The 18,125-nt window shown below is 66.7% G+C and carries 15 protein-coding genes and 1 rRNA gene; 6 read left to right on the top strand and 10 right to left on the bottom strand.

Going from position 1 to position 18,125, the window contains the following annotated elements:
* The 3 genes from Q322_RS0113205 to Q322_RS0113215 form a co-directional block, all read right to left on the bottom strand.
* Window positions 1–136, bottom strand: a 16S ribosomal RNA gene (locus Q322_RS0113205); the annotation flags it as partial.
* A 388-nt stretch (window positions 137–524) separates the two neighbouring features.
* Complete coding sequence (gene zapE, locus Q322_RS0113210) at window positions 525–1,553, bottom strand: cell division protein ZapE (protein WP_029478383.1); 1,029 nt, start codon at window positions 1,551–1,553, stop codon at window positions 525–527.
* Between the two features lie 161 nt (window positions 1,554–1,714).
* Window positions 1,715–2,413, bottom strand: coding sequence for a S4 domain-containing protein (locus Q322_RS0113215; protein WP_029478384.1), 699 nt, complete (start codon window positions 2,411–2,413; stop codon window positions 1,715–1,717).
* A gap of 189 nt (window positions 2,414–2,602) precedes the next feature.
* On the opposite strand from Q322_RS0113215, the gene ruvB reads away from it, so the two are divergent.
* The gene (ruvB, locus tag Q322_RS0113220) at window positions 2,603–3,598 is read left to right on the top strand and encodes a Holliday junction branch migration DNA helicase RuvB (RefSeq protein ID WP_029478385.1); all 996 of its coding nucleotides are present in this window, start codon (window positions 2,603–2,605) and stop codon (window positions 3,596–3,598) included.
* Between the two features lie 84 nt (window positions 3,599–3,682).
* Here ruvB and Q322_RS0113225 read toward each other — a convergent pair whose 3' ends face one another.
* Window positions 3,683–4,093: a cupin domain-containing protein gene (locus Q322_RS0113225; protein ID WP_162176616.1), complete on the bottom strand. Its 411-nt coding sequence runs from the start codon at window positions 4,091–4,093 to the stop codon at window positions 3,683–3,685.
* Window positions 4,090–5,136, bottom strand: coding sequence for a bifunctional transcriptional activator/DNA repair enzyme AdaA (locus Q322_RS0113230; protein WP_029478387.1), 1,047 nt, complete (start codon window positions 5,134–5,136; stop codon window positions 4,090–4,092). The genes Q322_RS0113225 and Q322_RS0113230 overlap by 4 nt, the downstream gene beginning before the upstream one ends.
* Before the next feature lie 106 nt (window positions 5,137–5,242).
* On the opposite strand from Q322_RS0113230, the gene Q322_RS0113235 reads away from it, so the two are divergent.
* From Q322_RS0113235 to Q322_RS0113245, 3 genes are all read left to right on the top strand, one after another.
* Window positions 5,243–5,602 carry an ArsC/Spx/MgsR family protein gene (locus Q322_RS0113235; protein WP_029478388.1) on the top strand — a complete coding sequence of 120 codons (360 nt, stop codon included), beginning with the start codon at window positions 5,243–5,245 and terminating at the stop codon, window positions 5,600–5,602.
* The gene (locus Q322_RS0113240; RefSeq protein WP_029478389.1) at window positions 5,602–6,693 is read left to right on the top strand and encodes an aldose epimerase family protein; all 1,092 of its coding nucleotides are present in this window, start codon (window positions 5,602–5,604) and stop codon (window positions 6,691–6,693) included. Before Q322_RS0113235 ends, Q322_RS0113240 begins: the two co-directional genes overlap by 1 nt.
* Before the next feature lie 93 nt (window positions 6,694–6,786).
* Window positions 6,787–7,626, top strand: a complete 840-nt coding sequence (locus Q322_RS0113245) for a metallophosphoesterase family protein (protein ID WP_029478390.1) — start codon at window positions 6,787–6,789, stop codon at window positions 7,624–7,626.
* Between the two features lie 44 nt (window positions 7,627–7,670).
* On the opposite strand, the gene Q322_RS21035 is transcribed toward Q322_RS0113245, so the two are convergent.
* Entirely contained in the window at window positions 7,671–10,070 is a 2,400-nt protein-coding gene (locus Q322_RS21035) for a fasciclin domain-containing protein (RefSeq protein ID WP_034418585.1), read from the bottom strand.
* A gap of 187 nt (window positions 10,071–10,257) precedes the next feature.
* Between Q322_RS21035 and Q322_RS21040 the strand changes: the two genes are divergently transcribed.
* Complete coding sequence (locus Q322_RS21040) at window positions 10,258–10,551, top strand: hypothetical protein (protein WP_051668552.1); 294 nt, start codon at window positions 10,258–10,260, stop codon at window positions 10,549–10,551.
* A gap of 161 nt (window positions 10,552–10,712) precedes the next feature.
* On the opposite strand, the gene Q322_RS0113260 is transcribed toward Q322_RS21040, so the two are convergent.
* From Q322_RS0113260 to Q322_RS24590, 4 genes are all read right to left on the bottom strand, one after another.
* The gene (locus Q322_RS0113260; protein WP_029478392.1) at window positions 10,713–11,852 is read right to left on the bottom strand and encodes an FtsW/RodA/SpoVE family cell cycle protein; all 1,140 of its coding nucleotides are present in this window, start codon (window positions 11,850–11,852) and stop codon (window positions 10,713–10,715) included.
* Window positions 11,849–13,120, bottom strand: coding sequence for a UDP-N-acetylmuramoyl-L-alanine--D-glutamate ligase (gene murD, locus Q322_RS0113265; RefSeq protein ID WP_034418590.1), 1,272 nt, complete (start codon window positions 13,118–13,120; stop codon window positions 11,849–11,851). The genes Q322_RS0113260 and murD overlap by 4 nt, the downstream gene beginning before the upstream one ends.
* Window positions 13,121–13,393: 273 nt before the next feature.
* The gene (locus tag Q322_RS24815; protein WP_281173650.1) at window positions 13,394–13,522 is read right to left on the bottom strand and encodes a hypothetical protein; all 129 of its coding nucleotides are present in this window, start codon (window positions 13,520–13,522) and stop codon (window positions 13,394–13,396) included.
* A gap of 287 nt (window positions 13,523–13,809) precedes the next feature.
* Complete coding sequence (locus tag Q322_RS24590) at window positions 13,810–14,235, bottom strand: M67 family metallopeptidase (protein ID WP_029478395.1); 426 nt, start codon at window positions 14,233–14,235, stop codon at window positions 13,810–13,812.
* Between the two features lie 235 nt (window positions 14,236–14,470).
* On the opposite strand from Q322_RS24590, the gene Q322_RS0113285 reads away from it, so the two are divergent.
* Window positions 14,471–17,698: an FtsK/SpoIIIE family DNA translocase gene (locus Q322_RS0113285; protein ID WP_029478397.1), complete on the top strand. Its 3,228-nt coding sequence runs from the start codon at window positions 14,471–14,473 to the stop codon at window positions 17,696–17,698.
* Window positions 17,699–18,125: the final 427 nt, after the last annotated feature.

Raw genomic sequence — 18,125 nt, forward strand, 5'->3', positions numbered from 1 at the left:
TATTCGGAACTTTGGGGCAGGTCAGTCACGCGCTACTCACCCGTGCGCCACTGTGACCCGAAGGTCACCGTTCGACTTGCATGTCTTAAGCACGCCGCCAGCGTTCACCCTGAGCCAGGATCAAACTCTCCATAAAATGGTCTATCACTGAACTCCAGAGGAGTTCAGATGTTAGTTCGTTGACCCAAGCTTGCGCTTGGCTGCCTTTTCCAGAGGAAAAGGTCTGCTTTTGAAGTCCGAAGACTTCTGTGATCCGAAAATCACCTTCGTGAGTCTGGAGATACTCCGGGGTGGACTATCCGCTCACCCGCCTCTGTCGAAGCGGTCCTGTTCTCGCACTGCGTCATCTGTCATGCTGCCCGCCTCCGTGGAGGCTCAGAAAAGATACACGCCCACCTGGGTCCTGTCAACCCCTTTGACGTCACGATTTGGCTAGACGCTAGCCACGTCTCAAGATCCAGTTTAGGAACAGTCTGCAAAGCGGCTCAAGGCCGAAGAAATTGCCCAGTCTACGGACGACAAGCTCAGACTGAAGTTTTCTCCGCATGCGGAGCCTGGCGCGATTCGCGCAGCAGTTCGGAGAGGCGCGACAGACAGCGGCTGTACTTCTTGGCATAAGCGCCGTGGCGGTAAGAGGCGTCGAAAAGCCCTCCCAGCGGCGTGCCGGTTAGCACAGCAGGCAATCCCAGGTCATAGAGCTTGTCGATAAAGTGAACGAAACGCAATGCGACGTTCTGGTCCGTCATCGGCACCAGCTCCAGCACGCCCACCGCGCCGACGCCTGAAAGCAGCCCGGCGAAGCGGCTCGGATGAATCTTGAGCAGGTGGCGGTTCAGGTTACGGTGGGTCAGGACCGCCAGGGTGTCCGGTTTCTGGACAGCTTCCCAGACTGCGTATTCCGGGCCAGAGAGCACGTCCCCGGGCCGGGTGCCGCGCTGACGGAAGTCGGGGCCGTCGAGGCGGTGCGTCTCGAAGCGCTGGGCGATGCCCTGAATCTGGCGCTGGAAGTCGCCTGCGTTAAAACGGCCCTGGCCCAGCGCGCCAGGTTCGGTGTTGCTGGTGGCGATGACGCTGGTGCCGCCGGGCATCAACTGGCCCAGAAAGGTGTTCGCCATGTGGGTGTTGCCGGGATCATCCAGTTCGAACTCGTCGATCAGCAGCAGGTCGTGGCCCCGGAAGGCGTCCACCGCGCGGTTCATGCCCAGCGCGCCGATCAGGTACATCAGGTCCTGAAAGCCCATGATGGCGCGCGTGCCGTCCGAGGCGTGGTAGGCGCTGGCCAGCAGGTGTGTCTTGCCCACGCCGAAACCGCCGTCCAGATACAGCCCGCGGCCCTCTTGGCGGCGGCGGCGGAACAGGCGCAGACCACTGGGCTTCTGTTGAACGGTCTCTACAAATAATTGAAGGCTGTCACGCGCCGCCGCCTGGCTGGCATATTCAGGACTGGGCCGGTAGGTGCTGAAGCGTACGTCCTGAAAGCGGGCGCTGGGCGACAGCTCCGCCGTCAGCGCCGAGGGATCGGGGGCGGGGTTGCGGGCGAGAAGATCAATCATGGGCGGACCGACGATGGCGGAACATGAACCAGGGCCAGCGACTTTCACCGATGGCCCGCCCGGTGTCACCCCCATTCCCTTGCCTCGCAAGGTTGCTCTCTTTTAAGGAGAGAACGGTCGAACATCCTAGACCCTCAGACCCTTTGACCCTTAGATCCTCCCTAACGGTGGACTTCAAGTTCAACCTTGTAGTTGCCACGCCGCGTTTCGTTCACCACACGTTTAAAGTCGATGCGGCCCAGGCCATCGGCGCTGAGGCTGTCGCCCTCGCGGATGTCGCTGCTGGCGCGGGCGGGGCCGCCGTTGAGGCGCACCTTGCCGCCGTCGATACCCTGCTGGAAGTAGGCGCGGCTGACGCCGAAGCCCTTCGCGCCCACCACGTCCACGCGCATGGACGGCACCACCACCTCACGGGTCTTACTGCCCCGGCCCGCCGTCTCGCCGACTTCCTCAACCCCGATGTCGCGGCCTCCCAGCGCGGTCAGGGCTTCTAGAGTCTGGGCGGCCTTGCCGGTAGCAGCGATCAGAAAGCTGCCACGTTCCTCGCGCACGTCGCCGAGCTGGTCCTCACTCAGTTCCAGGCGGCGCAGTTGCACCAGAAAATCCTGCTCGTCCCAGGCGGGGGCGGCCTCGGCGGGCATCAGGCGCAGCACGGTCACGCCCGCGTCTACCTCTGGGATGTGGGCGGGGTACAGGGTCAGGATCACGCGGCGGGCGTCCGGGAAACCCCCGGCGATGCGGTGACGCAGATCTTCCTCGTTCAGGAGGCGTCGGTCGATCTCGTCACCGTCCAGGAATCCGGTGCGGACCACGCGGCCTCCGCGCGCCTGGGCCACCAATGTGGACAGTTTCTGCTTCATGCCCGGCAGGATAGTGCGTGGGGCAGAGGAATGGAGCAACCGGCTCTGTGGCTTTCGGAGGTCGCGCCCACGATTCATCCCTCAGTCCCCCGGCCCGTCAGAGCAGGGTCTCTTCCTCTCCCCCATTCTGCCAAACACTAAACGTCTAAGCCCATTCCGTTCTGAGCTAAACTGCGCTAAGCTATTCTTATGACCGAACCGTTCGATGCTGCGCTGCGTCCCAAATCGCTCACGGAATACGTGGGTCAGGAGAAGCTAAAAGACAAGCTGACGGTGTACCTCCAGGCCGCCAAGGGCCGCAAGGAGGCGCTGGACCACACGCTGCTGTTCGGGCCTCCGGGGCTGGGCAAGACCACCCTGGCGCATATCATCGCCGCCGAACTGGGCGTGGACATCCGCGTGACCTCCGGCCCAGCCATCGAGAAGCCGGGCGATCTGGCGGCCATCCTGACCAACAGTCTGGAAGAGGGCGACGTGCTGTTCATCGACGAGATTCACCGGCTGGGACGGGTGGCAGAAGAACACCTGTACCCGGCGATGGAGGATTTCAAGCTGGACATCGTGCTGGGGCAGGGGCCGGCGGCGCGCACCATCGAGCTGCCGCTGCCGCGTTTCACGCTGGTGGGCGCAACGACGCGGCCCGGCTTGATCAGCGCGCCGATGCGTTCGCGCTTCGGGATCATCGAACACCTGGAGTACTACACGCCCGAGGAAATCGCCATCAACCTGCTGCGCGACGCCCGACTGCTGGGCTTCGGGCTGGTCGAGAACGCCGCGCTGGAAATCGGGGCGCGCTCACGCGGGACCATGCGAATCGCCAAGCGGCTGCTGCGCCGGGTGCGCGATTACGCGGAGGTGGCCGGGGAAAGTACCATCGAACTGGAACGCTCCTTCAGCGCGCTGGACAAGCTGGGGCTGGACGCGGCGGGGCTGGATGACCGCGATAAGAAGTACCTGGAAACGCTGATCCACCGCTTCGCGGGCGGGCCGGTGGGAGTGGATACCCTGGCCACCGCCATCAGCGAGGACGCGCTGACCCTGGAAGACGTGTACGAGCCGTATCTGATCCAACTGGGCTTTATCAAGCGCACGCCGCGCGGACGGGTGGCAACTGCCCACGCCTATGACCACCTGGGGCTGCCGGTGGGCGGGACAGATGGGGACCTGGGGCTGTATACGAATTAGGGAGACGAAGACTCCTCACCCAACTCTCTTTCCAACCCAGAGGGCTTTTGACTTCCGCTTTGATCGGGCGAGACGCTCACTGCCTCAACCCACCGTTCCCGCCGACGCCCCATGCGCCGGATTGACATGGCGCGTGAACCACGGCCCGGAGGCCACGCCGACAATCAAGGTGTCTTCCTCCGCGCCGTCGAAATGGCGCGCTTCGGCAGGCACGAGGAGGACACTGCCCGCGCCGAATGCCTGGGCTTGCGGCTTGTGGAGCTGCTCGCCGTAGCCCAGATGCAAGCTCCCGCTGACCACGAACACTCGGGCAGCGGCACTGTGCCAGTGGGCCTCGTCCCAGAATCCAGCGGGGAGGAAGAAGGCATAGGTGAACGGACCAAAGCAGCGGTTGCCTTCCAGTAGAGCGTATTTCGTGCCGTCCGGGGCGATGTCCTGCCAGATGATGGTTTCGGGCGTCCAGGCGTGGGCAGTGGTCAAAGAAACAGAAGTCACAGCACTCGCTCTCCCCTTTCTGCGTCCAGCAGCGCCACCTTGCGCTCCACGCCCCAGCGGTAGCCGCCGCTTCCGCCCGCCTTGGGGAAGATGCGGTGACACGGCACGACAAGGGCGACGGGATTTCTGGCGCAGGCACTTGCCACCGCGCGCACCGCTTTCGGCTCGCCGATCATTTCGGCCAGCTCGGCATAGGTGCGCGTCTCGCTGTGAGGAATGTGGCGCAGGGCGGTCCACACGCGCTGCTGAAACTCGGTGCCGGGGGCGTCGATGTTCAGGCTCAAACAAGGATTCTGGCCGTCCAGATAAGCCCGCAAGCCCTGGAAGTACGGCTGGAGTGGCGCGGCGTCCTCAATCAATGTGGCGGCGGGGTACTCGGTACGCAGCTCCGCCATCATGGCTCCGGCCTCGCCAAAGCGCACGGCGCACAGGCCGCGCACGGTGGCAGCCACCAGCATCGGCCCCAGCAGGCTCTCTGCCACAGCAAAATGGATGGTCTGCCCGGCCCCGCCCGCCCGGTACGCACCCGGCGTCATGCCCAGACCGTCCTGACGGTAGAGCGTGCTGGACGTTTCGTGTCCGGCGTCGTACATGGCGGTTGTCACAGGTTTACCCATTTTCAGGCCCTCCTTGAAACGTGCGTAGCGAAGCCCCACGGCATACTGCTTGGGGCTAACCCCCACCGCGCGTTTGAACAGCCGCTGAAGATGAAAGGGACTCAGACCCACGTCGGCAGCCAGATTTGCGAGGGTTGGAGAGATTTCGGCGGTTTCGAGCAAGAATTTGACCCGTGCCACCGCCCGCACTCCCGTGCCCACGCCGTCCGGTTCGCAGCGCAGACAGGCGCGCAGGCCAGCCGCCCGCGCCGATCCGGGCGAGTCGTGAAAGGACGCATTCTCGCGCCGGGGCCGCCGGGAGGGGCAGGACGGGCGGCAGTAAATCCCGGTAGAGCGCACCCCGTACCAGAACGCGCCGTCCGCCCGCGCATCCCGCGCCAGCACGGCTTCCCAGCGGCCTTCTTCAGTTAGATATGCGCTGTCCATCTCCTCACCTCGGCCATCAGAGTAGCGGGAGCAGGAAAGTGGCGCACTCTATTTCTTGCGCTCAGAGTGGAGGCGGACCACTGCCGCAACCTCTACACTTCCACCCATGAGCGCCCCCCAGATCCAGGTCTTCGGCACCAGAAAGAGCAAGGAAACCCGCGCCGCCGAGCGGTTTTTCAAGGAGCGCAAGATCAAGATTCATTTCGTGGATTTAACGCAGCGCCCGATGGCCAGGGGCGAGCTGACCCGCTTCGTGCAGAAATTTGGCCTCAACGCCCTGCTGGACCTGGAAGGGAAGGCCTACGAGCGCAGCAATCTGGCCTATCTGCGAACCACCGAGGACGCCGTGATTGCCAGGGTGATCGAGACGCCGAAGCTGCTGCGCCTGCCCCTAGTGCGCGGCGGCAAGGTGCTGAGCGTGGGCGAGGATCTGGACGGCTGGAAGGCCATGCTGGAGGGGGAATAATGCCCCCTGTCTCCGAGGTTGAGTCGCGGCACTGGGGCACGCTCCCGGACGGTCAGGACGTGCGGCTGTTCGTCCTGCGCGCCTCGAACGGCCTGAGCGTCACCCTGGGCGAGTACGGCGCGCGGCTGCTGCGGGTGCAGGTGTCGGACCGCAGCGGCGTGCCCGGCGACGTGCTGCTGGGCCACCCCGCTCTGGCCGCATATCTGGGACAGGAGGACGCGCTGTACTTCGGGGCGACGGTGGGCCGCGTCGCCAACCGGACCGCTGGCGGGCACTTCGCGCTGGACGGAACGGAGTACCAACTGGCGGTCAACCATCCGCCCAACCACCTGCACGGCGGCCCCGGCGGCTTTCATGCCGTGCGCTGGGAGGGAGCGGCCCTGAGCGAGGACAGCATGCGTGGTGTGGTTTTCCGCTACCACAGCCCGGACGGCGAGGAAGGGTATCCCGGCGCGGTGGACGTGACCGCCCGCTACACCCTGAGCGACGACGGCTGGCTGACCCTGGACTGCCGGGCCGTCACCGACGCGCCCACACCGCTCAACCTCACCAATCACGCCTACTGGAACCTGGCGGACGGCGGCGCGGGCAGCGTGCTGGACCACCGGCTGACGCTGAGCGCCGATGGGTTTCTGGCCGTGGACGACACCGCGATCCCCACGGCGGTGACGGAGGTGCAGGGCATGCCCTTCGACTTTCGCGCGGGCAAACCGTTGCGGCAGGACATCGGCACGCAGGACGGGCAACTCCGGCGGGCGGGCGGCTACGATCACCACTTCGTTCTGCCGGACAGCGGGGGTGAACTGCGCCGGGCCGCAACTCTCCATGATCCAGTCAGCGGACGCCAGATGGAGGTCTGGACCACCGAGAACGGCGTGCAGGTGTACAGCGGCAATATGCTGAGCGGTGGATTGGTGGGCTGGGATGGAGCGCGGTATGCCAGGCACTCGGCGGTCTGCCTGGAAACCCAGCAGGCCCCCGACGCGGTGAACCAGCCGGAACTGGACCATCTGGGCGCGGCCTCAATCATCGTGCAGCCCGGCCAGCCGTACCACACGTTGACCCAGTGGCGTTTTTCGCTGCGGGAATAGCTGTTCGCGCTACTTGGACACGGCACGCAGGGCCAGCGGGTCCGGAGACAGGCTGCAATGCGCTGTGGACCCAGCCCCTAGAATCCCCGACACATGCGCCTGGCCATCATCGCGGATATTCACGGCAACCTCGACGCGCTGCGCGCCGTGCTGGCCGACGCGCGGGCACAGGGCGCGGACCGGATCATCGTGAACGGCGACGTGGTCAACCGGGGACCGGATTCAGTGGCAGCGCTGGAAACGCTGCTGGCACGCGGCGACGTGAGCTTCACGCTGGGCAACCACGATGACCTGCTGCGGCTGTGGGACGCCCGCAGCACGGACCTGCCCGCCGAGTGGTTCAGCGATCCTTTCTGGGGGGCCACCGCCTGGAGCGCCGAACAACTGGACCGCGCCGGGCTGCTGCACGTTCCCGCCGACTGGCCCATGACCCAGACCATCGCGCTGGCGGGGCTGCCCCCGGTGCTGATCGCCCACGGCTCGCCGCAGCATTACCGCGAGGGCCTCAGCGAAAGGACACCGCCTGAGCGCGTGCGGGAACTGAGCGCCGGATACGGCGTACTGATCGGCTCGCACATCCACCGTCCGGCACAGGCGGTGGTGGGCGGCGTGCTGGTGCTGAACACCGGCGCGGTGGGCGCACCGGCCAACGGCGACCCGCGCGCCCAGTACCTGCTGCTAACCGCAGGGCCAGGCGGCTGGCACCCCGAGTTCCGCGCCGTGCTGTATGACCGTGCGGGCGTGCTGGCACGCTTCGGCGGCAGCGGCCTGCTGGACACCGGACTCAGCGCGCAGATTTTCCGGGAAGAGATCATCACCTCGCGCAGCCTGTACACGCCGTACTGGCTGTGGACCGAGGAGGGCGGCCTGCCGCGCGACGCCCGGACGTGGGACGCCTTTTTGCGGCGGCATCTGGCCCCCGGCAGAGCATAAAAAACCCGCCCGATCAGGGGCGGGCGGAAACAACTTGAGAGGGTTTACCTGAAGGTAGGAGGAATCAGCACGGTGCCGATGGGATAGACGGCGCTGTTGCCCACGATGATCGGGGTGACGTTGACGGTCGCCCCGGTGATCTGACCGTTTTCCAGCACACCGATGCTCAGCACGCCCGCCGTGTCTTTGAGATCCAGGCTGCTGCCTTCCAAGCTGCGGAGCTGCGCGCCCATCAGTTCCGCGTCGGTAACGCGGCCAGTGACGACGTGGAAGGTCAGGACCTGCTTGAGCAGGGCTTTATCGGCCATCAGACGGTCCAGCGTAGCCTTGGGCACCTTGGCGAAGGCGTCGTTGGTGGGGGCGAAGAGGGTCACATCGGTGGCCATCAACGGTGTGGTCAGCTCCGCCTCCTGCAACAGGCTGAGCAGGGTGCTGAACTGCGGCTCGGCGGCCAGGCGCTGTTGAAGGGTCATGGCCCCGGTGGCGGCGGCTGGAGTGGGCGAGACGGGCGCGGCGGGCGGCACGGCCACCGGGGCGGGCGTCGCCGGGGCAGCGGGAGCCGCCGTCACAGGCGCTGCCGGTGCGGCGACGCCCAGGGTCAGGTCCGGGGGAATCAGTACGGCGTCGATGGGATACACGGCACTGTTGCCCACGATAATCGGGGTGACGTTGATGGTGCCGCCCACGATGTCCTGGTTGTTCAGCACGCCGATGCTCAGCACGCCTGCGGTGGTCTTGAGGTCCAGGCTGCTGCCTTCCAGGCTGCGGAGTTGCGCGCCCTGGAGGTCCATGTCGCTCACGCGGCCAGTGACGACGTGGAAGGTCAAAACTTGCTTGAGCTTGGCGTCGTCGGCCAGCAGCGCGTCCAGCGTGGCCTGGGGCACCTTGGCGAAGGCGTCATTGGTCGGCGCGAAGATGGTCACGTCGTTGGCCATCAGGGCGTCGGCCAGTCCGGCCTTCTGAATCAGGCTCAGCAGGGTGCTGAACTGGGCCTCACCCTGGAGGCGCGAGATCAGCGTCTCGGCTCCGGTGGCTGTGGTGGTGACAACGGCAACGGGCGCGGGCGCTGGTGCAGGCGTCGCCACGGGTGCGGGTGCCGGTGCAGGCGTTGCCACGGGTGCAGGTGCAGGCGCTGGTGCCGGAGCAGGTGCCGGGGTGGTGGTCGCCACGTTGGTTTCGGTGGTTGCAGCGGGGGCCTCTGCCGGGGCAGGCGGTTCGGGCAGCTTGAGGGTAGGCGGCAGCAGTACCTTGTCTATGACATAGATGATGCCGTTGTCGGCGGTGTCCACGGTAGCGGTGACTCTGGCGTCGCCCACCATCTGCATGCCCGCGTCCATCTTGAGATCCAGGCTGCTGCCTTCTAGGCTCCGCAACTGACCCTCGGCAGAAACCTGATCCGCCGTCATCTTGCCGGTGGTGATGTGGTATAGCAGCACCTGTTGCAGCGTGTCGGGATCGCTGGCGATCAGGGCCAGTGTGTTGGGATCGACTGCCGCAAACGCCTCGTTGGTGGGCGCAAAGACAGTGTACTCGTTGGCCATCAGGATATCGGTGATGCCCGCGTCGCTGAGCAGGTTGCGCAGGGTGCTGAAACGGTCATCGGACACGATCACGTCGTACAGCGAGCTGGTGCTCATCTCGGCCATGCTGGCGTCGGCGACAACGGTTTCAGTGACCACAGTGGTGGTCGTCGTGGTGGTATCGGTGGTATTGGTGGCCGGAGCCTCTACCACCACCACTGGGACAACGACCACGGGCACTTCTACCACAGGGGCCGGAGCCGGGACGGCGGCAGTCGTCGCGCCGCTCAGCGGCAGGGCCGAGATGCTGGAGATATCGGCGGCAGGCGGAGCCATGGCCATGGCGGGTTCGGGCGCGACCTGGGCCACCGGCTCAGCGGCGGGTTCCACCACGACCACCGGGGCAGGCTCGGCAGCGCTGGCCGGAGCGGGCATCAATACGGTATCGATCACGTGGACGATGCCGTTGCAGGCCACCACGTCTGCCTTGCTGACCGTGGCATTGTCGATCATGACCTTGCCGTCACTCACCGACACCAGGACGCTCGATCCCTGCACCGTCTTGCCGGAGGTCATGCCCATGACCTGCTCGGCGGTGACCTTGCCGGGCACCACGTGGTACAGCAAGATGTTCTTGAGGCTCTCGGCGTCGTTGAGTACGGCGGCCAGCGTGTCGCTGGGCAGTTTGGCAAAGGCGGCGTTAGTGGGCGCAAAGACCGTGTAGGTGCCGCCCTGAAGCGTCTCGGTCAGCCCGGCGGCCTCCAAGGCAATCGCCAGCGTGCTGAAGTTGGCGTCACTGCTCACGATCTGCGCGATGGACATGCAGGTGGGGGCGGGCTTGGCGACGGGCGCACCCGCACCGCCAGCCAGGGCGGGGGTGGCCAGCAAAAGGCCGAGCGTAACGAGACTGGTTTGCTTCTTCATGAATTCACCTCTGAATAGATCTGGAATGCTAATCGTCCGACCCTCAATCTTCACCACGGCAGGATGAAAAGCAACCTGTAGAAGATTTGAGACAGGTCATGTAAACGAAAAGGCCACTCCGCTAGGTCGTCTTCTCAGTATTTACACATCTGGACAGCGCCGTTGGCCTGAAGCTACCCTGGCGCTGGTGCAGACGCTGCGGACCGCCTTTCCGGGTGCCACCCTGATGGCCAACCGGGGCTTCGGGCTGCTGCCGGGCCTGGCGCGGCTGGTGGACGGGGTGCTGTTCGAGGGCTTCAGCACCACGCACACCCCGGCCTACGCCGCGCTGGACAGGGGGGGCCGGATCTACACCGCGCACTGGTTAAAGCAACTGCGCGCCCAGGGCCTGAGCGTCTGCCCCTGGACTACGCCGACACCCCCGCCCTGGCCCGCGCCGCACGCCAAAGGGCCGCCCGATACGACGTGCAGACCTTCGTGACGGACCGCGCCCTCTCTTTGCCTAGAGGCTTGCCCTGAGCGCCCCAGCCTGGCCACAGCGGTAGAGCGCGAACAGGGGAAAGGAGAGAGGCAGCGTAACGGGGTCTTCCCAAGCTGCCTCGTTTTCCCATGCCCTCTGTGCCTGGAGGCTCCAGACTGTTCTCAATCGGCGCTCTGGCCCACCGCCTCCGTCCCGGCGTCTACCACCTCGGCGGACTGGACCGCCGTTTCGGGCAGGCTGCGCCTGACCTCGCGCAGGGCAGAATGGATGATGCCCAGCGCCACGCTCATGGTCAGCATGCTGGAAAAGCCAAAGCTGACCAGCGGCAGCGGCACGCCGGTGACCGGGAACACCCCCGCAGCCACGGCAAGATTCACCATCGCCTGGCCCACGATCATGAACATCGCGCCCGTCGCCAGGATGCTGGCCCCGTGGATCTCGGAGGTCATGGGCCGGATGCGCGCGGCCAGTTGCGAGGCATGCAGCGAGACCGAGACGATCAGCCAGTAGCAGAACAGCAGCGTGATCACGCCCAGCAGCCCGGCGGTAAAGCCCACCGACGCCACCACCATGTCGGTGTGGGCGGCGAAGTACTCGTATCTTTTGCCGTCCGGCCCCTGGCCCCACCAGCCGCCCCAGGTCAGGTCCCGGTGGGCAAAGCCGATCTGATCGAGGCCCACCGCCCGTTCCTCGTCGCGGGTCTGGTGGCCCTGCCAGCGCGCCAGGATGTACGGGTGCTTTTCCAGATACCTGGAGAACACCGGCAGCGCCATCAGTCCCAGCGCCAGCAGAAAGCCGGTGATGTTGCTGATCCGCACCCCGGCGGCGTACATGAGGATGATGCCCAGCCCGAACATCAGGACGCTGCTGCCCAGGTCCGGCTCGGCAAAGACCAGAACGGTGGTCAGCACGATCATGACGGTGGCGCTGAGCAGCTTGTTCTGCACGCCCCGACGCGAGAAGAACGAGGCCAGCATCATGATCAGGCCCAGCTTGGCCAGCTCGGACGGCTGGAAGCGGAAGGGGCCGCCGAAATCCAGCCAGCGCTTGGTGGCCTCGCTTTCCTGGGTGCCCTTGCCGATGAACAGCACCAGGATCAGCAGCAGCAGCGTGAAGGCCCAGAACGGCGGTCCCAGTTTCAGGAAAGTCTTGGGCCGCAGCCGGGCCACCAGAAAGGTGATGCCCAGCGCCAGCGCCGTCTTCCAGCCGTGTTCCACGATCAGGTCCGGGCGTGCGGCGGCCACGCCCAGCAGCCCCAGCGCCATCAGCAGCACCTGCGCGATAATCAGTTGCACGCTCACGCCTGCACCTCTGCCGCGTGGGCCAGTGCCAGCGCCGCCCGCCGGAAACTGTCGCCGCGCTGGGCATAGTCGCGGAACTGATCGAAACTGGTGCCAACGGGAGCCAGCAGCACCGTCCCCTCACCCGCCAGCGCCTCCAGCCCGGCCCGCGCCGCCGCCCGCATGGTTGCGTCGCCGTCGGTCCCGGACACCGCCACGAAAGGCAGCCCCAGTTCGCGGGCCAGCTTCTCGCCGTCCTCGCCGAACGCGATGACGGTTTTGACCCGGCCCTGCGCAGCCTGCCGCAGCGGGGCGAGGTCCGCACCCTTGTCGCGCCCGCCCACCAGCCAGGCCATCGGCGGCGTGGCGCGTTCTAGCGCCGCCTGCACGGCGATGGTGCGGGTGGCGATGCTGTCGTCGATAAAGCGCACGCCACCCACCTGTGCCACCGTCTCGAAGCGGCCCCGTTGCGGCTGAGCGACGCGCAGAGCAGCGGCCAGCACAGCGACCTGAATCGGACGCCCCAGCCGGAGCAGCATGGCCTCGGCGGCCAGCAGCGCGGCGGCGGCGTTGGCCGGATGGATGGAGTCGGGCAGTTCGGCGGCGGGCAGGACTTCCTCGCCGCTGCTCAGCACCAGCCGCGCCGGGGAAAAGGCGAGCACCCCGGCCCGCGTCGTGACCTCCAGCCCATCAGGGACGATCAGCACGTCCCCCTCCCGCTGCCCCGCCGTGATGTTCAGCTTGGCGGCGTGGTAGGCGTCCACCGTGCGGTGACGGTCCAGGTGATCGACGCCCAGATTGGTGATGACAGCCACCGGCAGCCGCAGCCCCGGCACCCGTTCCAGTTGAAAGCTGGACAGCTCGGCCACTGCCACTTCCGCCGAATCCACCACGTCCAGCAGCGGCGGATCGATGTTGCCGCCCTCACGCGCCCGTACCCCGCAGGCGCGCAGCATCGAGGCGATCAGCACCGTGGTCCCGCCCTTGCCCGCCGTGCCGGTGACGCCTACGATGGGCAGGCCGGGGCGCAGGCGGGCGGCCAGCACCACCTCGCCGATAAGCTCCGCGCCGCGCGCTTGCAGCGCCAGCAGATCCGGGTGATCGATGGGGACGCCGGGAGCCGCCACCACGGTGCGGTAGGGGCCGCCCACGTTGCCGCGCCCAAAGTGCAATTCGTCCATCAACGCCAGGTCCTCAGCCGAGGGCCGGGCGTCGTGCCACTGCGCCCGCATTCCCTCTGCGGCCAGAAAGCGCGCCACCCCGCGCCCGCTGCGGCCCAGACCGTACATCAGGATGCTCCCGTCCTCCACGCCGCCTGTCCCCACGCCCCGTTCCCCAGTCACGCCCCCAACATAGGGGAAAATGATGAAGGTGGCTGGGAAACACCCCGACGCGGAAGCGCCGTGGCCGCGTCTCAGGTTCCGGGACTTTGCGAGACATGCTGGACACCGCCAGAAACCAGACAGGTGTGCAGCGGATTCTCACCACCTGATCCAGCGCCAGTTGGCACGCGTCAGGTCAGGAACCCGCCTCTTTTCATTTCGCTCCGCCCAAATTCGGGCTTACTTGAAGCTGGCTGCCTTGGCTATTGCAGACACCACGAAGCCCACGTACTGGCCGCCCAGGCCGTGGCCCGGCACGCCGCAGACCAGGCTGTATGCCGCGAGTGTAGGAGTGCCCCACCGGGGCATAAACCAACCAGTCATACGGATTCCGTTTGTTTCGTGCATGAATCTGGACAGCGCCGACTCATCCACTCCACGTCCGGAACCCGTTTTTCTCCTGCTCGCTGTCTTGTCCAGAGCAGCGCTCATGAGGACGCTTGGACGCCCGCTCGGATTTCCAGGTGTTTCCAACACCTTCCAATCGGAGTCCGTATCACAATTAAATCCCCTCACCATGACTTGAAATCGAATGACTTTTCACGGCCCTCTCCCCTTGTTTTCTACGCGGCAGGTCTTTTCATCGGCTGCGGAACTCATGAGCGCCCCTCGACGATCAGCCGCACCGCTGTCCCCTGCGGCAGGCGGTAGGCGCGCAGCACCCGGTGTTGCAGGTCCGCGATCACGTAGGGCACCGGGTAGGCGGCCAGACGCAGATCGGTGGGGCTGGGCCGCGCGGGGCCATGCGGGTGGCTGTGGTACAGCGCCACCAGGGCCAGCCCGCCCTCGCGCATGGCCTTCAGCGCCCGCAGCAGATGCACCGGGTCCGCCAGGTATTCGCGTTCGGGCAGCGCGGAGATGTTGGGCAGCGGGTACAGCGCGGCGGCGCGGGCCACTTCACCGTCAGTCTCCTCTGCCGTCCGGCCCGCGCCGCCCAGCGCGCCCACGCACTCGCGCGGGAACTCGCGGACGGCGTGCGCCCATAACGCGTCGGCCAGGGCGGCGGGCAGGATCAGGGACACGCCCCCATTATGTGACGCGCGGTGGGGCGCGCGGGCCGGACGCTGCGCGGCACAGTTGCGCGGCACAGTTGCGCGGCACAGTTGCGGAGCACGGTTGGCGGGGCCACCAGCAAGGCCACCAGCGGTCCAGAGGGCAGGGCTGCCAGCCCCAGGCTCTCCAGCCCCAAGCTCAAACGCTGTACTGGACGCCTCAATTTCTAAATCACCCGGTCCGCTTTGCGTTACACTGCCCTGGATGTCGAAGGCCCGTGCCAAAAGCTCCTCCCCGGTCAGCCGCTTCGACGGCGAGGCGCTGGGGCTGGTGCTGTTCGCGGTGGGCATTTTCCTGGCCGTGACGCTGCTGCTGCCGGGCGAGGCTGGGCTGGGCGGGGGCGCGGCCCAGACGGGCACAGGCGGGGCGGCGGGTTTCATGGGCGGGGCACGCTCGCTGCTGCTGGGCTGGCTGGGCTGGGGCGCGTACCTGCTGCCGATCATTCCCGTCGCCTACGGCGTGCTGGTGTTCCTGAGCCGCAACCTGCGCAACCTGACCCGGCGGGTGCTGGGCGGCATTGTGGTGGTGGCCTCGCTGCTGGCGCTGTACGAGGTCTTCCAGCCGGGGGCGGCGGGTCAGGGGGCCGAGGTGGTGATGCGCCCGCTGACGCGCACCCTGAGCTACGCGGCGGCGCTGCTGCCCCTGATCACGCTGACGCTGGGGCTGGAGCTGATGCTGCGCCTGGCCCCGCTGAACATGCTCAAGGCGTTTTTCCGGCGGCTCAGCACGTGGCTGGGCGGCGCGTCGGCGGGCGTGCAGGGAGCCATCGAGGCCCGCCAGGACGGCATCGAGTCGGCCCGCGCACGCGGCGGCGTCCGCACCGGACTGGCAGCCCACGGGCGCGAGCTGGACACCCTACACCGCCTGTACCCCGATTCAAACGAGATCAAGACCCAGCAGGCCGAACTCAAGGCCGCCGGGCGCGAGGTGCGCGGCCAGGACGAGGCGGGCCTCAAGGGACTGGAGCGCGACCTGAAGCACTGGCAGGAAAGTACGCGCCTGTTCGTGGGCGACGCCGCCCGCGACCTGCGCGAACTGGTGGCGCGCGAGGCCCCCGACGCCGGGGCCGACGCCGAGACCCGCGCCGCCGAGATTCGCCAGGGCCGCCACGAATTGAGCCTGGCGCTGCCCAGCACCCAGGCGTGCGACGCGCTGGAACGCCTGCGCCGCGCCATGGTCTCCAAGATCCAGCGCCTGTCCGGGCGCGCGGGCAAACTGGAACGCGAGCGGGTGGCCGCCGAGAAGGCCCTGACCAAACCCGACAGCGCCGCCCTGGCCCGCGAGTGGCCCGCCCACCGCGAACGGCAGGTGGCCTGGCAGGAGGTCAGCCGCGATTTCACCACCTGGCGCGCACGGGCCGACCTGTACCCCGGCTGGCCCGATCTGGCCTCCGCTTTCGACCGCGCCCCCACCGAGGTGGCCACGGAGCTGGCAACGGCGCTGGCCGACGACACGGACGAGACCCTGCGCGAGCAAGGCCGCTGGCGGGCGCGGCTCTCACAGGCCCAGGAAGACGCCCTGCGCCGCGCCGAGGCGATCACCGGCACGGCCACCCAGGAAGCGTCGGCCCCGGCTGTGCCGCCCGCGCTGGACTTCGACTTCATCAACGACGATTTCTCGGGGGATGAGGACGCCTCCAGCGGTCCTGCCATCGCCCCCCAGTCGCCCTCCAGCATCACAGCCAGAGTGGAGACAGAGGTCTGGGGTGCGCCGCCCACCGCCCCGGTGCACAGCGCCTCCAGCCCTGCGACAGGCGAAATGGGCGGCGTCGATCCCTTCACCGACTGGGAGGACGACGATCTGCCGTTCGGTCCCGCGCCCACGGCCCGTCCGCTGGAGGCGATGCCAGGCCGCCGCGCCGAGCCTTTGCTGGGAAAAGGCGGCGTGCGCGCGAGTGCGCCCAGGTCGGAGACGCCGCCGTGGGCAAATGCCGCCGCTCAGCCCAAACCGGAGAAACGCCTCACCAACCCCACCGGCGCAATCGCCCTGGCCCTGCCTGACGACAGGCTCCTGGATCCCATTCCGGCGGCGGCGCACAACACGGCGGCGCTGGAGGTCTCGGCGCGGCAGCGGGCCGGACTGATCGACGAGACGCTGCGGCACTTCGGCTTGCAGGCCAGGGTGGTGGACTACGCGCGCGGCCCCACCGTCACGCGCTACGAGATCGAACCCGCCCCTGGCGAGAAGATCAGCCGGATTGCCAGCCTGAGCAACGATCTGGCGCGCGCGCTGGCAGTGGGCGGCGTGCGTGTGGAGGCCCCGGTCCCCGGCAAGAGCGTGATCGGTCTGGAAGTACCCAACGCCGAGCGCGAACCCGTCACCTTTCATCAGGCAGCCTCATCTCCCGGTTTCCGCAATACCCGCGCCAAATTGCCGGTGATTCTCGGCAAGAGCATCGACGGCGATCTGCTGGTGGGGGACCTGGCCAAGATGCCGCATCTGCTGGTGGCGGGCAGCACCGGCTCGGGCAAGTCGGTGTGCGTCAACACGCTGATCACCTCGCTGCTGTTCAAGTACCTGCCTGGCGATCTGCGCTTCCTGATGATCGATCCCAAGATGGTGGAACTCACGCCCTACGACGGCATTCCGCACCTGGTCCGCAGCGTGGTCACCAATCCGGTGGACGCGGCAGGCGTGCTGCTGGGCGCGGTGGCCCACATGGAGCGCCGTTACAAGATGATGAGCGCGGTGGGCGCGAAGAACCTGGAGCAGTTCAACGCCAAGATGCGCCAGACCGGTGAGACCGAGTTGCCCCATCTGGTCATCATCATCGACGAGCTGGCGGACCTGATGATCACCAGCCCCAAGGAAGTGGAATCCGCGATCATGCGCCTGGCACAGATGGCCCGCGCCACCGGCATGCACCTGATCCTGGCGACGCAGCGCCCCAGCGTGGACATCCTGACCAGCCTGATCAAGGTCAACGTCCCGGCGCGCATCGCCTTCGCGGTCAGCAGCAGCCACGACTCGCGCACCATTCTGGACAGCATGGGCGCGGAACGTCTGACCGGGATGGGCGACATGCTGTTCTACCAGCCGGGGCAGGTCAAACCCGTGCGCCTCCAGGGGCCGTATATCAGCGAAGCCGAGTCCGCCCGCATCAGCGACGAGCTGCGCCGGATGGTCTTCGAGGACGACTTCGTGGAAGCCTACGGCGCGGATTTTGAGGGCGATATCATGGCCAGCGGGCCAGGCGGGGACAGGAGCGGCATGGATTTCAGCGATCCGCTGTTGCGTCAGGCCGCACAGATCTGTATCGAGGAAGGCCAGGGCAGCGTTTCACGGTTGCAACGCCGCCTGAGTGTGGGCCACGCCCGCGCCGGCAAACTGATGGACCTGCTGGAGGCGATGGGCATTGTCAGCAAACATCAGGGCAGCAAGCCCAGGGACGTGCTGGTCACCGAGGCCGATCTGCCCGAGTACTTCGGCTGATGGTCCTCAGGGCTTGAGGCCGGGGCAGCGGGCGAGCGAACTGAACTTTGCTCAGACCCGTAGTCCAGCACGCACGGTCCCGCGTCACATATTTGAACTTCCGACCCCTTGGCGGGCCGGCCCCTGCGTTCAGTTGGTCCTTTTTCAGACGCATCCCTGAGGCCGTCCATATCTGTGGCCCAGATTCGGACTCCTCTCCACAGCTTTGACCCGGCTGAAGCCCGACGGCGGGAACCTGCGCTTCCGGTTCTGTGCAGAGCTGTTGAGTGCTGACTACATGAACTCGGTCAGCAGTTCCGGTCTGCTGACCAAACGCATCCCACTTTCATGAGAGCAATTTCAAGGAGTCTCAACCCCCGGCCTGATAGGTTCAAGGGTAAGGTCTGAAGTTTTCTGGCCTCAGTTTTCGTCTCTCTAAAGTTGGGCA

Origin of the sequence: Deinococcus frigens DSM 12807, from assembly GCF_000701425.1 — a bacterium.
GTDB classification, from domain to species: domain Bacteria; phylum Deinococcota; class Deinococci; order Deinococcales; family Deinococcaceae; genus Deinococcus; species Deinococcus frigens.

Bases quoted from the DNA above. Each gene is read 5' to 3' on its own strand.
- murD (WP_034418590.1), bottom strand. From the start codon at position 13,120: ATGTACGGTCTGGGCCGCAGCGGGCGCGGGGTGGCGCGCTTTCTGGCC.
- Q322_RS24815 (WP_281173650.1), bottom strand. From the start codon at position 13,522: ATGCCCCGGTGGGGCACTCCTACACTCGCGGCATACAGCCTGGTCTGC.
- Q322_RS0113245 (WP_029478390.1), top strand. From the start codon at position 6,787: ATGCGCCTGGCCATCATCGCGGATATTCACGGCAACCTCGACGCGCTG.
- Q322_RS0113230 (WP_029478387.1), bottom strand. From the start codon at position 5,136: ATGGACAGCGCATATCTAACTGAAGAAGGCCGCTGGGAAGCCGTGCTG.
- ruvB (WP_029478385.1), top strand. From the start codon at position 2,603: ATGACCGAACCGTTCGATGCTGCGCTGCGTCCCAAATCGCTCACGGAA.
- Q322_RS0113215 (WP_029478384.1), bottom strand. From the start codon at position 2,413: ATGAAGCAGAAACTGTCCACATTGGTGGCCCAGGCGCGCGGAGGCCGC.
- zapE (WP_029478383.1), bottom strand. From the start codon at position 1,553: ATGATTGATCTTCTCGCCCGCAACCCCGCCCCCGATCCCTCGGCGCTG.
- Q322_RS0113240 (WP_029478389.1), top strand. From the start codon at position 5,602: ATGCCCCCTGTCTCCGAGGTTGAGTCGCGGCACTGGGGCACGCTCCCG.
- Q322_RS21035 (WP_034418585.1), bottom strand. From the start codon at position 10,070: ATGAAGAAGCAAACCAGTCTCGTTACGCTCGGCCTTTTGCTGGCCACC.
- Q322_RS0113235 (WP_029478388.1), top strand. From the start codon at position 5,243: ATGAGCGCCCCCCAGATCCAGGTCTTCGGCACCAGAAAGAGCAAGGAA.
- Q322_RS0113285 (WP_029478397.1), top strand. From the start codon at position 14,471: ATGTCGAAGGCCCGTGCCAAAAGCTCCTCCCCGGTCAGCCGCTTCGAC.